The organism is Streptomyces sp. NPDC050388 (genome assembly GCF_040655635.1).
Lineage (GTDB): Bacteria > Actinomycetota > Actinomycetes > Streptomycetales > Streptomycetaceae > Streptomyces.
This window is the reverse complement of record NZ_JBFAKH010000128.1, coordinates 1-14,115: the sequence shown is the minus strand read 5'-3', so window position 1 is coordinate 14,115 and position 14,115 is coordinate 1. Positions and strand designations below refer to the sequence as shown.

Annotated in this window: 11 protein-coding genes and 1 pseudogene; 5 read left to right on the top strand and 7 right to left on the bottom strand. The window is 67.6% G+C overall.

Annotation, left to right across the window (positions count from 1 at the left end; genetic code table 11):
- The 5 genes from AB0I73_RS37600 to AB0I73_RS37580 form a co-directional block, all read right to left on the bottom strand.
- The coding region (locus tag AB0I73_RS37600; RefSeq protein WP_363044912.1) for a transposase at nucleotides 1-534 on the bottom strand (534 nt) is incomplete at its 3' end.
- A 308-nt stretch (nucleotides 535-842) separates the two neighbouring features.
- Entirely contained in the window at nucleotides 843-2,537 is a 1,695-nt protein-coding gene (locus AB0I73_RS37595; RefSeq protein WP_363044911.1) for an IS1182 family transposase, read from the bottom strand.
- Nucleotides 2,538-2,969: 432 nt separating this feature from the next.
- Nucleotides 2,970-3,131 (bottom strand): hypothetical protein, encoded by a 162-nt coding sequence (locus tag AB0I73_RS37590; RefSeq protein WP_219933714.1) that lies wholly within the window; start codon nucleotides 3,129-3,131, stop codon nucleotides 2,970-2,972.
- Nucleotides 3,131-3,259, bottom strand: coding sequence for a hypothetical protein (locus tag AB0I73_RS37585; RefSeq protein WP_363044910.1), 129 nt, complete (start codon nucleotides 3,257-3,259; stop codon nucleotides 3,131-3,133). Before AB0I73_RS37585 ends, AB0I73_RS37590 begins: the two co-directional genes overlap by 1 nt.
- A 24-nt stretch (nucleotides 3,260-3,283) precedes the next feature.
- Nucleotides 3,284-4,069 (bottom strand): 5-dehydro-4-deoxyglucarate dehydratase, encoded by a 786-nt coding sequence (locus tag AB0I73_RS37580; protein WP_363044909.1) that lies wholly within the window; start codon nucleotides 4,067-4,069, stop codon nucleotides 3,284-3,286.
- Nucleotides 4,070-4,374: 305 nt separating this feature from the next.
- Here AB0I73_RS37580 and AB0I73_RS37575 point away from each other — a divergent pair, with 305 nt between their 5' ends.
- From AB0I73_RS37575 to AB0I73_RS37565, 3 genes and pseudogenes are all read left to right on the top strand, one after another.
- The gene (locus AB0I73_RS37575) at nucleotides 4,375-5,250 is read left to right on the top strand and encodes a LysR substrate-binding domain-containing protein (RefSeq protein ID WP_363044908.1); all 876 of its coding nucleotides are present in this window, start codon (nucleotides 4,375-4,377) and stop codon (nucleotides 5,248-5,250) included.
- A gap of 585 nt (nucleotides 5,251-5,835) precedes the next feature.
- Nucleotides 5,836-7,173, top strand: a pseudogene (locus AB0I73_RS37570) (gluconate:H+ symporter).
- 57 nt (nucleotides 7,174-7,230) lie between these two features.
- Entirely contained in the window at nucleotides 7,231-8,565 is a 1,335-nt protein-coding gene (locus AB0I73_RS37565; protein WP_363044907.1) for an enolase C-terminal domain-like protein, read from the top strand.
- A 563-nt stretch (nucleotides 8,566-9,128) separates the two neighbouring features.
- Here AB0I73_RS37565 and AB0I73_RS37560 read toward each other — a convergent pair.
- Nucleotides 9,129-10,046 (bottom strand): IS3 family transposase, encoded by a 918-nt coding sequence (locus AB0I73_RS37560; RefSeq protein WP_363044906.1) that lies wholly within the window; start codon nucleotides 10,044-10,046, stop codon nucleotides 9,129-9,131.
- Nucleotides 10,043-10,351 carry a transposase gene (locus AB0I73_RS37555; RefSeq protein ID WP_363044905.1) on the bottom strand — a complete coding sequence of 103 codons (309 nt, stop codon included), beginning with the start codon at nucleotides 10,349-10,351 and terminating at the stop codon, nucleotides 10,043-10,045. Before AB0I73_RS37555 ends, AB0I73_RS37560 begins: the two co-directional genes overlap by 4 nt.
- 212 nt (nucleotides 10,352-10,563) lie before the next feature.
- Between AB0I73_RS37555 and AB0I73_RS37550 the strand changes: the two genes are divergently transcribed.
- Together AB0I73_RS37550 and AB0I73_RS37545 are read left to right on the top strand one after the other, a co-directional pair.
- A complete protein-coding gene (locus AB0I73_RS37550; protein ID WP_363044904.1) occupies nucleotides 10,564-12,606 on the top strand; it encodes an ATP-binding protein in 2,043 nt (680 codons plus the stop codon).
- 374 nt (nucleotides 12,607-12,980) lie between these two features.
- The gene (locus AB0I73_RS37545; protein ID WP_363044903.1) at nucleotides 12,981-13,958 is read left to right on the top strand and encodes a hypothetical protein; all 978 of its coding nucleotides are present in this window, start codon (nucleotides 12,981-12,983) and stop codon (nucleotides 13,956-13,958) included.
- Nucleotides 13,959-14,115 lie beyond the last annotated feature (157 nt).

Below are 14,115 nucleotides of genomic sequence, written 5' to 3'. Positions count from 1 at the left end.
GGCCTCGCGCAGGGCGGAGTCGGCGCAGACCAGGACGCTCTTGAGCTGGTTGATGGCCTGGGTGCGGGACTTGATCGCGGATCCCTTGGCGAGTTCGAACAGCCGCAGCATCTCCACCGGGCCGTCGCTCGTCTCGGCCGTGGCGGTGGCCCGCCCGGACAGCACGGCGCGGGCGGCGGCCTCGGCGTCGACGGCGTCGGTCTTGCCGTGGCGCCGGTGGGCGGCCTTGTACGGCTGGTTGACCTCCGTGACCTCGATTCCCTCGGCGTGCAGGTGGCGGGCCAGGGCCGCCCCGTAGGAGCCGGTGCACTCGACGCCGGCACGTCGCACCACTTCGAACGAGCATGCCCAGGCGACGGGTTGACGGTATCCCTGCGCGGTCGCCGGGAAGCTCCGGCCGTCCAGGGCGGCACCGAGCATGGTGATGACAGCCGCGGCGTGAACGTCCTTGTGGGTGTCCACGCCGGGCAGGACCTCCTCGGCGGCGTCGGCCGGGATGTGACACGGGGCAGCGGATTGCGTGATGCTGGGCAAGGTCGCCTTCTCCTGATCGCCTTGGGTGCTGGTGGCCGTCGCCGGGCCGGGGCGGTCAAGACTGTGACGGTGCCTGTCGCGAAGGCCCCTAATCCGTAGTGAAGGTGGTTCCAGAATCCGCAGCTGGGCTTCTGGGCTGTCTGGTGACGGACGCCTGTAAGGCCCCGGGCCCATGAGGCCTCCCGATAGAGCGGCGCCGTCACGGTGGTGGATTTCACGGGGCATGCGGACGCCGGGCAGACGCCTGGGAATCTCCCCGGCCCGTGAAGCCTCAGCTTGACTCTGTCGGGGATCTTGGTGGGTCGGACTCAGGTTCCGAGGGTTCTCCAGGACTTCGGCCGGGGCAGGCCGTTATGGTCCAGGAAGGTCATGAAAGCGGTCGGCGGTCTCGGTGGCGATGCTTCCTCGGCCGCTGGCCGGATGCTGAGTCGTTCGATGTTCACGGCGATGGCCGTGAGTACGTGTTGCAGGTGAGCTTTCGGCTGTCCGCGGTAGCGGCAGCGGCGCATGCCGTGTCCGTGAGCGAACTCGTTGATGGTGCCCTCGACTCCGGAGCGGACCGCGTAGCGGGCCTTCCAGCCAGGGGTCTGCTGCTCGGCGCGGACGCGGAGTTGCAGGTCGCGGAGCTCTCGTGGGGGAAATCCCACGGTCCGGGCGCTGTCGACGGTGGTAGTGCAGTGGGCGCGGGCCGGGCAGGGGCGGCACTGACCCTTGGTGAACCGGGCCACGATCAGCGGGGCGGCGGTGGGTGAGGACGTCGGGTAGGGGCCGTGCCAGCCCGCGCTGAGCTGGCCCTGGGGGCAGGTGACCTGCCGACGGTCGAAGTCGATGGGGAAGTCATCCCGGTCGAAGCCTTCGTTCCTGCGGTGCCGGCGGGTGGGGTTGCCCGGCAGCGGCCCGCTGACGGTGACCTGGTGTTCGCGCTCGGCTCGTTCCAGATGGACCAGGGAGGTGTAGCCACCGTCGACCAGGTGCTCGGCGGGCAGCAGCCCGCGACGCGCCAGACGGTTGTGGATGCCGGGCAGGGCCTGGGCATCGTTCGTGGCAGCCGAGGTCGTGGCCACGTCCGTGATCACGTTGACGCCGCCGGAGGCACAGGTCTCGGTGACATGCGCGGCGAACCCCTTCCAGCGGATGATGTGCCCGTGCCGGACGTAGCGCGCCGTGGTGTCGTAGGGGGAGACGATCGCCGAGGAGGAGGGTGGCAGGCCGCCGTCGTCGGCGGTGCGCCGGCGCAGGCGCCCTGCCGCGTCGCGGTAGTAGTTCTGCACGACGATCCGTCGCAGCGCCTCGGCCTGTGGGCCGAACCGGTCCGGTCCGTGCTGGTGGAGGTGCTCTAGCAGCCGGCAGGCATCATTGCCGGCGGCGAGGATCCTGGTCTTGGGCCTCGTGGGGTTCTTGCCCAGGCGGACCGGGCGGCCGTAGCGCAGTCCCCAGTCCTCGTCGACCAGGCCGGTCAGCAGGTGTGATGCGGTGCGGGCCACTTCCTCCAGCGCGGCACGGACCGCCTCGGTGACCAGTTCCAGCCGGGTCAGGTCACGCACCGCGGCCAGGACGTGGGTGGAGTCGGTGCGCTGGGTGGTGCGCTCGCGCACGAGCCCGGCCTCCTTCAGACGCGCGAGCGCCAGGTCGAGAAGACGGTCGGCGCGGTCGTCCCGGGCCAGGCGCTCACGGAAGTCAGCCGGCACGCTGTGGTGGAAGCCGGGATCGTCCAGCTCCAGGGCCAGGGCGTATGTGAAATCGATCCGGCAGCGAACCGCTTCCACCGCCTGCCGGTCCGACAGGTTCAGCAGGAACTGCAGCACACAGACGGTGGCCAGCTGAGCGGGCGAGACACCGGGGCGTCCGTCGCGCGGGTACCAGCCCGCGAAGTCCTCGTCGGCCCACAGCCCATCAAGGCGGTCTCTCACCCACATCGCCGTCGTACCGCCCGGATTGCTCGCCCGCGCGATCCGCGCGGTCAGAGACGGGACTTGCTCACCGGAACGGGGACGGAGTGACAACAGACACCTCGACAACTGCTTCGATCTTCGAAACAGCCCCGAGCATGCCCGCTGATCATGGTGACGCACCGGGAAACTCCAAGATCCCCGACAGAGTCAAGCTCATGCTTCGTGACTTTTTGACGTGCTCCCTGGCCTGAAGTCCAGGGATTCCGGCCTGGGGCGGCTGCCCCTTCCGAGGGCTTCCTGCTTCACCGCGCCGTGCGGGCACGTGTGCCCGTCCTCTCGTGGAACCGGGCCGGGAAGCCTTCCAGAGAGAAAGTTTCCCAGGCGCCTCACAGGTGGGAAGAGCCGTACCACCCATGGAGTGCGTGGCGATTCCGGAGCCGGTGGGGAAGGGCACCTGACCCGGAGTCTTCGGCTTGGTCGCCATTGCCGGTTCGCCGGCCACGCCGGGGCGCCGGAGTCCCGGGCCCCGGCGAGCGGGGCCAGTCACTCGCCGGAATCGTCCTCGGCTTGTTCCGGTCTCCGGGCGATCTGTTCGAGGGCGGCGAGGTCCGCCGGGGCGAGCCGGTCGATGAAGTGGTGCCGTACCGACTCGACGTGGGCCGGTGCGGCGTTCCCGAGCGTGTCCAGACCCCGTGCGGTGAGCATCAGGAGACAGCCCCTGCCGTGGTGGCGGGCAGCTTGGCGATCAGTGCCGTGAGCTCTTCGAGCTCCTGCGGAGTCAGATCGGTGAGCGGAGGCCGGACCGGACCCGCGCTGTGACCGGTGGCGGTCATACCGGCCTTGACCACGCTGACCGCTTACCCGGCCCGGCGGTTGCGGATCTCGGTGTAGGGCAGCACGAAGTCCGACAGCATCCGCGTGACGTCGGCCTGCCGGAGCTCGCGGACGGCGGCGTAGAAGGCCAGGGCGAACTCGGGCAGGAAGTTGAAGATCGCCGAGGAGTACGTGGTCACGCCCAGCTGGAGATAGGGCAGGGCGAACAGCTCGGCGGTGGGCAGGCCGCCGATGGAGGTGAGGCGCTCCCCGAGACGGGCGTGGATGCGGGTCACGGTGTCGATGTCACCGACGCCGTCCTTGTAGCCGACGAGGTTGGGACAGGTGTCGGCGAGGCGTGCGACGGTGTCGGCGGAGTAGATCGCGTTGGCGCGGCTGTAGACGACGACGCCGAGTGAGGTGGAGCGGCATACCGTTTCGACGTGCTGGGCCAGGCCCTCCTGGCAGGTTTCGGTCAGGTAGGGCGGGAAGAGCAGGATGCCGTCGGCGCCGGCGCGCTCGGCGGCCGCGGCGAACTCGACGGCGGTCGCGGTGCCGTAGCCGGCCGGGGCCAGGATCGGCGTGCCGTCGGGCGCGCTGTCTGCGGCGGCGGCGACGACGCGTTCGACCTCGGCGGGGGTGAGGGAGAAGAACTCGCCCGTGCCGCCGGCGGCGAAGAGACCGCCGAGGCCGTACTCGCCCAGCCGGACGATGTGTTCGCGGTAGGCGTCCTCGTCGAAGGAGAGGTCGTCGCGGAAGTGGGTCACGGGGAAGGACAGCAGCCCGGAGCCGATACGGCGGCCGAGTTCTGCCGGGCTGAAGGATGCCATGGGACTGCTCCTGAAGGTCGAAGTCGGGTGCCGGCTGCGGTGTTCACCGCAGCCGTCGGTCGGAGATCGGTCGGACGGGCGCCGCCGGGAACGTGGTGTGCCGGTGCGGGCGGGGCGGCTGTCCGAGGTCGGCGCTGTCCGCGCAAGGATGCGCGGGCGCCGGCAGCGGGGGCGCCACACCTCGCCTGACGTGAGGTGTGGCTGATCCGCGGGAGCGTCGCAGCCCGTCGACGGCTGACGCTACGCTCCGCGAATGATGCACGTCCAACACGGATTTTGGATGTCGCGATACCTGGAGAGCATCAGTGTTCACCCTTACGCAGTTGAACAGTTTCGTAGCCGTCGCGGAGGAACTGCACTTCACCCGTGCGGCAGAACGGCTGAACATGACGCAGCCGCCGCTCAGTCGACAGATCCAGTTGCTGGAGAGCGAACTGGGCGTGCAACTGCTGGACCGCACGAACCGTTCAGTGCGGCTGACCCCCGCGGGCCGGGCCTTCCTGGTCGAGGCTCGCCGGATTCTGCGCCAGAGCGAGCACGCCGCTCTCGCTGTGCGCCGGGTCTCCCTCGGTGAGGCGGGGGCGATCGCCGTCGGGTTCACCGCCGCCAGCGCCTACTCCGCTCTCGGTGGCCTTCTGGAAACTGCACGGGCCGCCCTGCCGGGAGTGGAGATCCTTCTGCAGGAGCTCGTCACCCGCGACCAGTTGAAGGCGCTCGGGGAAGGCTCGCTCGACCTCGGGCTGGTCCGACCGTCGGCCGTGGGAGCCGATCTCACCGCACGCACGGTGGTGCGCGAAGGGCTGCTGGCGGCGCTTCCTGCTCAGCATCCGTCGGCCGCGGAGGTGGGACCGATGCGGATGGAGGACTTCGCCGGCGAGGACTTCCTGATGTACTCGCCGATCGAGGCCCGCTACTTCCACGAGTTGCTGGCCGGCATCTTCCGGGCCGCCCACGTCTGGCCTGTCTTCACCCAGTACCTCGCGCAGGTGCACAGCATCCTCGCCCTGGTCAACGGCGGCTGGGGCATCGCTCTCGTGCCCGAGTCCGCCGCCCGGATGCGCTTCGGCGGGATCGTCTTCCGGTCGGTGACCCTGGCGGACCCGAAGCCCGTCGAGCTGAACATCGTGTGGCGCAAAGGCAATGAAAACCCTGCTTTGAAGGCCCTATTGCGGCATGTGTGACATAAGCCTTCCCTCTGCACATCGCACGGCGGTCATTCAAGCAAGGTATGGCACGCAACAAAACTTGACATGGACGTGAATGAAAACCATCTCTACGGTCGGTGCAGCCACCGGTCGTGTGGCTCGGGCCACGCGGCGCCGCTGCCGCACAACCCAGGTTCAGGAGAGATGGATCATGTCCGCTCTCATCCGGCAGGACGAGTCGGGTGACCGCCGGCACCGAGCCCCCGTCGGCGCAATCCGCCTCAGGGAAACGGTTCGGGCCGGGACCTTCGACGCCGCGACCCACCCCGTCCGGCGAAGACGGCCCGTTGCCGGCTGAGCGCTGGTCGCCGTCCCCGTCAGGACGTGGTGACGCGAGACCGGTGGCGGGACGGCGACGCGCAGCCGGTGCGGAGGTGCTGAGGCACGACCGCCGCACCTCTTCATGCGAAGCCTCCTGTTCCTGCCGCGTGTCCGCGTCGACCGCTACGGCGCCACCACCGTAGCGCGCTCTGACGATCCGCCCCGCCGCTTCACACGACCGTGGCGAACTCACGTGATGCCCACACGTCTGCTCGACCCACAGTTCGAAGGGGAACTGACATGCCACTCGTCGTAGTCGGAATCAGCGTTCTGGTTCTGCTCCTGCTCATGACCAGAATGAAGCTGAACGGCTTCGCGGCCCTCCTGCTGGTGGCGGTCGGGGTCGCCGTGGTCCAGGGGATCCCGGTGGCCGACATCCCGGACATCCTCTCGGACGGCATCGGAGGCCAGGTCGGCGACACGATGCTGACCATCGGGCTCGGTGCCATGGTCGGCCGCGTCATGGGTGACTCCGGCGCCGCCCAGCGCATAGCCGGCAAACTCCTCGACGCCTTCGGCCCGCGCCGGGTCCAGGTCGCCATGGTCGTCACCTCGATGCTCATCGGCGTGACGATGTTCTACGAGGTCGCGTTCATCATCATCGTGCCCATCGCCTTCACCCTGGTCAGGGTCACCGGCGCGAACCTGCTGTGGGTCGGCCTGCCGATGTCGATCGCCCTGTCCACCATGCACAGTTTCCTGCCGCCGCACCCCGGTCCCACCGCCGTCGCCGCGACCTTCCACGCCTCCGTCGGACTGACCCTGTTCTACGGACTGTTCATCGCGGTCCCGGCCGGCGCGTTCATCGCACTGCTGTGGCCGCGCCTGCCGTTCGTCAAGGCCATGTCCCCCTCCATCCCCAAGGGACTGGTCAGCGAAGGCGAGTTCACCGACGAGGAGATGCCCGGCCTCGGCTGGTCGCTGTTCGTGGCCCTCTTCCCCGTCGTCCTGATCGCCGGCGCCGCGGTGACCGACATGGCCGTCTCCGGGGAGACCCCGTTCCTGCACACGGTCGCGTTCATCGGCTCGGCGCCGATCGCGCTCCTGCTCACCCTGATCCTGGCCATCTGGGCGTTCGGGCCGAGGATCGGCCGGAGCCTGTCGGACGTCAGCTCCTCGTGCTCCTCGGCAGCCCAGGCGATGGCGATGATCCTGCTGGTGATCGGCGCCGGCGGCGCCTTCAAGAACGTCCTCGTCGAAGGCGGTATCTCCGACTACATCAAGGACGTCACCGACAGTTAGTCGATCTCGCCGATCATCCTCGCCTGGCTCGTCGCGGTCATCCTCCGTGTGGCGCTCGGCTCGGCGACGGTCGCCGTCGTCACGGCCTCCGGTGTGGTGCTGCCCATGCTCGCCGGAAGCGGAGTGAGTCCCGAGATGATGGTGCTCGCCGTCTCCTGCGGCTCCATCGCCTTCTCGCACGTCAACGACCCTGGGTTCTGGCTGTTCAAGGAGTACTTCAACCTCTCCGTCGTCCAGGCGATCAAGGTCCGCACCTCGTACACGACGGTGCTGGCGGTCCTCGGCCTGGCCGGTGTCCTGGCGGGCGAGTGGGCCCTGGGGGTCATCGGTATGTGACCTCTTGTCCGCTTCCCGCTCCCTCTCCCACCCACGTACAAGGAGTCCGAGGACAGCATGAGCACAAGCCGGCCGACCGTCACCGCGTTCTCCGTCTACCCCGTGGCGGGCCGCGACTGCATGGAACTGAACCTCTCCGGTGCCCACGGCCCCTACTTCACGCGCAACATCGTCGTCCTGACGGACTCCGAGGGACGTACGGGCCTCGGCGAGGTGCCGGGCGGAGAGAAGATCACACAGACCCTGCGGGACGCGGAGTCCCTCGTGGTCGGCGCGAAGGTCGGCGACTACAAGCGGGTCCTGCGGGAGATCGGGGACCGTTTCGTCGACCGCGACTCCGGCGGACGCGGTGTGCAGACCTTCGACCTGCGCACCACCGTCCACGCCGTCACCGCCATCGAGTCGGCTCTGCTGGACCTCCTCGGCCAGCACCTCGAGGTGCCGGTCGCCGCGCTCCTCGGAGACGGCCAACAGCGCGACAGGGTCCGGGTCCTGGGCTACCTCTTCTACGTCGGCGACCCCGGCCGCACCGACCTGGAGTACCACCGCGCACGCGACTCGGACGTCGACTGGTACTGCATCCGGCACGAGGAGGCACTGACGCCCGAGGCGATCGTCCGGCAGGCCGAGGCCACCCACGACCTCTACGGCTTCCGCGACTTCAAACTGAAGGGCGGGGTCCTGAGCGGTGCCGAAGAGGTCCGGGCCGTCCGCGCCCTGAAAGCCCGTTTCCCCGAGGCCCGCATCACCCTCGACCCCAACGGCGCCTGGTCGCTGCGCGAGGCCGTCGAACTCTGCAAGCCACTGGTGGGCACGCTTGCCTACGCCGAGGACCCCTGCGGAGCCGAAGGCGGCTACTCCGGGCGCGAGGTGCTCGCCGAGTTCCGCCGCGCCACCGGCCTGCCCACCGCGACCAACATGATCGCCACCGACTGGCGGCAGATGACCCACGCCCTCGCCCTGCAGTCGGTCTCCATCCCGCTGGCCGACCCGCACTTCTGGACGATGCAGGGCTCCGTGCGCGTGGCGCAGCTGTGCAACGCGATGGGGCTCACCTGGGGCTGCCACTCCAACAACCACTTCGACATCTCGCTGGCGATGGTCATCCACTGCGGAGCCGCGGCACCGGGTGAGTACAACGCCCTGGACACGCACTGGATATGGCAGGAGGGCCTGGAGCGGCTCACCGTTGCCCCGCCCCGCATCGTCGACGGTGAGATCGCCGTTCCCGATGCCCCGGGCCTCGGCGTACGACTCGACATGGACCGCCTCCTGGCCGCCCACGATCTCTACCGCACGAAGGCTCTGGGCGCCCGGGACGACGCCGTGGGGATGCGGCACCTGGTTCCCGGCTGGGAGTTCGACCCCAAGCGGCCCTGCCTGGTGAGGTGATGCCGCCGTCCGGAACGGCTCCCGACCGATACGGGGAGTCCCGCGAGTCGGCCCCGGCGTCCTGCTGGATCCGGACAACACTCGCCATCCCCGGATGGCGCCCGCTGCCGGCCGCGCCTGGCGTGCCGCCGGTCACCGAGGCGAAGGAGCGGTCGTGGAACAGGACGGACGCCGGAGCCTACTCGTCCGGCCGTGACGCTCGGTTGACGCTCTGGGCGCCCGCACGCGGGACAGCAAGCCGAAAAACCTGCTCTGACCTGGGCTTTTCCGTGACTCACTCAGGCCGACATCTTCCCGATGACGCATCATGTGGAGTGCGTCGCGATCCTTGAACCGGTCGCGAAGGGTGCCTGACCTGCGGTTTCGTGCGTGCGCATTATGTGCGGTGTGGGCGTTACGGGCGATATCTTGACGCTGAAATGACGCTCGTGACGCACGTTTGACGCTCGTTCTGATGGGGTGTCAGGCGGATCGCCGGGCAGGTTAGGTTCTGCGAGCCGGCGGGACATCAAGCCAGGCACTTGGCAGCTTCTGAGGTTCCCCCGCTGCGCGGGAGGTGCTGATCAGCGGGTCAGAGTGGGTTGACGTGGTTTCAGGTTCACTGGTTCGGCCGCTGCCCGGTCGGCGTAGTACTTCTCCTCGAACTCGATCGGGCTGAGCCAGCCGAGCCGTTCCTGGATGCGGCGGGAGTTATAGAAGCCGTCGATGTATTCGAAGAGTGCGAGGTTTGCCTCGGCCCGGGTGGCGAAGGTGCGGCCGCGGAGGCCCTCGGTCTTGACCAGCATCCACAGATTCTCCGCGAGGGCGTTATCGTAACTGTCCCCGACAGAGCCCATGGATGCCTCAATTCCCACCCTCAGCAGCCGAGTTGTGAGCTTGATCGATGTGTACTGACAGCCGTGGTCGGCATGGTGGATGAGCTTGCCGGGTTCGACCTCGCGGGACGCGAGGGCGTACTCCAGCGTGGTCAGGACCAGGTCGGCGTCCGCGCGGGCGGAGGTCTCCCAGGCCACCACCCGGCGGGAGAAGGCGTCGCGGATCGCCGACAGCCACAGCGGTCCCTCACCGGTGGTGATCATCGTCAGGTCGGTGACCCACAGCCGGTTCGGCGCGCTCGCCGTGAAGTTGCGCCGGACCAGGTCCGGCGCGAGCGTGGCCTGGGGATCGCGGCGCGTGAAGCCCTTGCGGCGCGGGCTCACCCCCGCGATATCGGCCTCGCGCATCAATCGCTCCACCCGCTTGCGGCCCACGGCCACGCCTTCGCGCCTGAGGACGGCGTGCACGCGCGGGGACCCGTAGATCCCGCCGGAGTCCGCGTGGATCTCCTTAATCCGGTCGGTCAGCTCGACGTCCCGTCGGCGCCGCTCGCACGGCTCCGTCGCGACGCGACGCCACCGGTAGTACGTCGAGGAAGGGATGTGCAGTTCCCGCAGGACGCACTCGACTCCCAGGTGCGGATGCTCGTCGAGGAGCGCCGTCACCCGGGTCGGGTCGGGTCGAGTTGCGCCGCGAAAAAAGCCGAGGCCGTCCGCAGGACTTCGTTCGCGCGCTTGAGCTGGGCGTTCTCCTTGCGCAGCGCGGCGAGCTCGGCGCGTTCGTCGGTGGTCAGCCGGTCGTCCCGCTCGCCGGCATCGGCCTCGGCCTGCCGGATCCAGTCACGCAGGGCTTCGGGATGCACACCGAGCTCGATGGCCAGACGCTTGATCTGGGGCTTCGGGTCGGAGGTCCGGTACATCCGCACCGCACGCTCACGCAACTCCAACGAGTACTTCCTGGGAGCAGCCATGATCGACGTTCCTCTCATGAGAACCATCTGACCCTCTGCCAGCACCCTCCGCATCTCGGGGGAACCTCATTCAGTCGGAGCCGTGGGCGGCAGACTGCAGGTTCAGCGGCGGGCCGTGGCGAGCAGGTCACTTCGCCGGTACCTCGGCCGCCCAGCACGCTTTGCTCCAGCCCGGCCGCTAGGGTGGGCGGCCTGGAGCGAGGAGGAAGACGATGGCGCTGACCACGTCGCTGGCCGGCCGGGTCCGGAATACGAGCCTGCCCAAAAGCCATGCCCTTCTGCCGCTCCTAGAAGCCGTGGTCAACGGCATTCAGGCGATCGACGCCCGGTTCGGCGACGACATGGAGCCCGGTCGTCTGAGCATCAGGATCCGGCGCAGCCAGCAGGAAGCACTCGACTTCAGCCATGTCGGCCCAGGACGCGCGGCGTTGAAGCCCATAGTCGGCTTCAGCGTCGAGGACAACGGAGTGGGCTTCACTCCGGAGAACATGACATCGTTCGAGACGCTGGACAGCGACCACAAGGCCGACATGGGCTGCCGCGGTGTGGGGCGCCTGCTCTGGCTCAAGGCGTTCGACAGGGTCACGGTCCGCAGCGCCTACGAGGACGAAGCCGGATGCCTCAAGGGGCGGCAGTTCCGCTTCTCCGTCCAGGGAGAGGTTGAGCCGGACGGGGAAGCGGACACTCCAGCCGAGGTCGGCACGACCGTGAGCCTCGACGGGTTCAAAAGGCCCTTTCAGCAGAGCGCGCTGAAGACCGTCGAGGCCATTGCCCGTGAGGTATTCGAGCACTGCATCTGGTACTTCCTGCGTCCCGGCGGCGCGCCCGACATCACGGTGGCAGACGATGACGGGGCGGTCTCGCTCAATAGCCTCATGCACGACTTCGTGTACTCCGACATGCAAAGGACATCGATCGAGGTCAAGGGGGAGAGGTTTGAGATGGTGAGCCTCCGCCTGAAGTCCTCGCCGAGGAATCTCGCGCCACGGCTGTACTGGTGTGCTGCGAACCGTGTGGTGGTGGAGGAAAACCTCACCAGCAGGGTGCCAGGGCTCTACGGAAGGCTCAAAGACGCGGAGTCCTCCCCGTTTACGTACGTCTGCTACCTGTCCTCCGACTTCCTGGACAGCCACGTCCGCGCCGACCGTACGGCCTTCGACATCAGCGAACATGTGCCGGGCACCCCACTGATCGAAGATGTGTCGATGGACGACATCCGGGAGAGCGTGCTCAAGGAAGTCGAAAGCATCCTCGCCGGGCCGCTCAGCGCAGCACGCGAGGAGGGCAAGGCCCGGGTCCACGAGTTCGTCAGTAACCGTGCTCCGAGATACCGGCCCGTCCTGTCGCGACTCGAGCAGCTCGGCGTATCCGTGGATCCGTCCATGAAGGACCAAGACCTCGAACTACTGCTGCACAGCAACCTCCAGAAGCTCGAAGCGTTCGCGCTGGCCGAGGGCCACGCCGTCCTGGGCGAAGCAGGCTCCGCCCAACCGGAGGGCTACGACGAACGGCTCGCCCGGTACTTGAACACAGTGACCGACATCAACCAGTCCGACCTGGCCGCCTACGTCTCGCGCCGACGAACGATCCTCGACGTACTCGCCAGGCAGATCAGGTCCGACGACCAGGGTAGGTACAGCAAGGAGGACGCGATCCACTCCCTGCTCATGCCGATGCGGACCGACTCGAACGAGATCGGCACCGATGCCTCCAACCTCTGGATCATCGACGAGAGGCTCGCGTTCCACGACTACCTCGCCTCTGACAAGACGCTCAAGAGCATGCCGATCACGGGTTCCAATTCGACGAGGGAGCCCGACCTGCTCGCGACTCGGCTCGTCGGCTCGCCGGTGCTGGCCGCGGAAGGGGGAACGCTCCCGCTGCCGTCCATCGTCGTGATCGAGGTCAAACGGCCGATGCGCAATGACGCCTCGGAAGACAAGGACCCGATCCAGCAGTGCCTGGAGTACGTGAAGCGTGTGCGCGCCGGCGGAGTGAAGACCGCGCTGGGGCGGCCGATCCCCCCGACGCGTGAGGCACCTGCCTTCTGCTATGTCCTCGCGGACCTCACGAAGACGATGGTGGACAGATGCGAATACGCGGGCCTGCGGCCCACCCATGACGGCATGGGTTATTTCGGTTTCAATGAGCCGTGCAAGGCATACATCGAAGTAGTGAGCTTCGACCGTCTCGTCAACGCCGCCACCGAACGCAACCGGGCGTTCTTCGACAAACTCGGACTCCCCTCCAGCTGACTTAATGAGTGGAGCTATTCCATCCGACCCCCGGAGGATCAGTAGGCGTCGATGCTCCGGCTGGCCCCAGAGAGCTCGGAAGGGGCCGCTCGTGCAGAGTCGAGGCCCCGTGCCCATCCGTCGCTCAGGACTACTGTGCTGCCCCGCGCAGATGTCTGGCCAGCGTGGTCACCGCGATCAGGGGAGGCGTGGTGGACAGGATGCAGGTGGACAGGTGACATATGAGGGGCTTGCAGGGTCCCTCGCTCATTCCAGACGTCTGCTGTCCCGGAGGTGGGGCAGCCCTTCGCCGGTACTCTTCCCGGAGAATCCGGCACCTGACGTAGGGGGAAGGCGATGAGGGTGAAAGACGACAAGGCGTACGGGGTTCGCTGGTGACCGGTACCGGGCAGCAGCCGGCAGACCTCCACTTCCCCGCTCTGGTCAACGGCCTCGACTTCCTGGTGAGTGCCGTCGGCTCACTGTCCGGTGACGACGGGCAGCCGGGACCGCGCGATATGAAGTACGCGGTCCTGCACCTCCAGGCTGCGGCTGAGACGCTGCTGAAGGCCCGGCTGGAGATGCACGATCCGGCGCTGGTGTGGACAAAGGTGGAGCTGTTCGACCAGCGCAAGCACGAGGCCGGTGACTTCAAAAGCTGCGGCGTCAAAACAGCGATCGAACGTCTGCGTGACACTGTGCGGATCGAGAGCACGATCGATCCGGAGGACGCTGGCCTCAGGGCCCTGGGCAGCCTCCGCAACCGGATCATGCACTTCGGGTTGAAGGACACGGTCCTCGCCGTACAGGCGCGCACCGTTCCCGTACTCGATTTGCTGGTCGGCTTCATCAACACCGACATCCTGCCCCAGGTCCACGAGACCGATGAGGCATGGTCGGTTGAGCAGCACATGGAGCAGGTACGCGACGGTTTCAAGCACCTCACGGACTTCCTCGCCCTGCGCATGGAGACCCTGCGCAGTCGGTTGGACGGCTATGAGAGCTCGACGGCCTCGTGCCGCTCCTGCGGTCAGTTCACCGTCGTACTCGACGCAGGAGCCCAGGATCTCGCCTGCCTCCTGTGCGCGAGGCAGTACGGCACCGGCGAGGATGCCGCGTGGGAGTTCATCGGCTCCAGCAAGCACGTCAGCATCACCGACGGAGGCGGCGACCTCAACGGCTGTAGCAGCTGCGGCGCCTACTCCGTGATCAGCACTCCGTTGGCCAGCTCGCCCGGAGAGGACTCCTGGATTTGCTTCGACTGTGGATCCACATACGAAGGCGTCTGCATCTTCTGTGACCAGGCCGCCGAACTCGTCCCCGACATGGACATGTGTGGCGACTGCTACGAGATCCGCCTGGCCAACTTCTGAGGGTGTAGTCGGAGGTCAGGGTACGGCGATCCGATTGACCCGATCCGGGAATCGGCCAGGGGTGAAGCTTCCCCTTGATGTTGGACACCTGGAGACTGGGACGTGAGGTTCCAGAGGAAGTAGTGCCAGGTGGGAAGTAAGAGCAACCGCAGCAGGC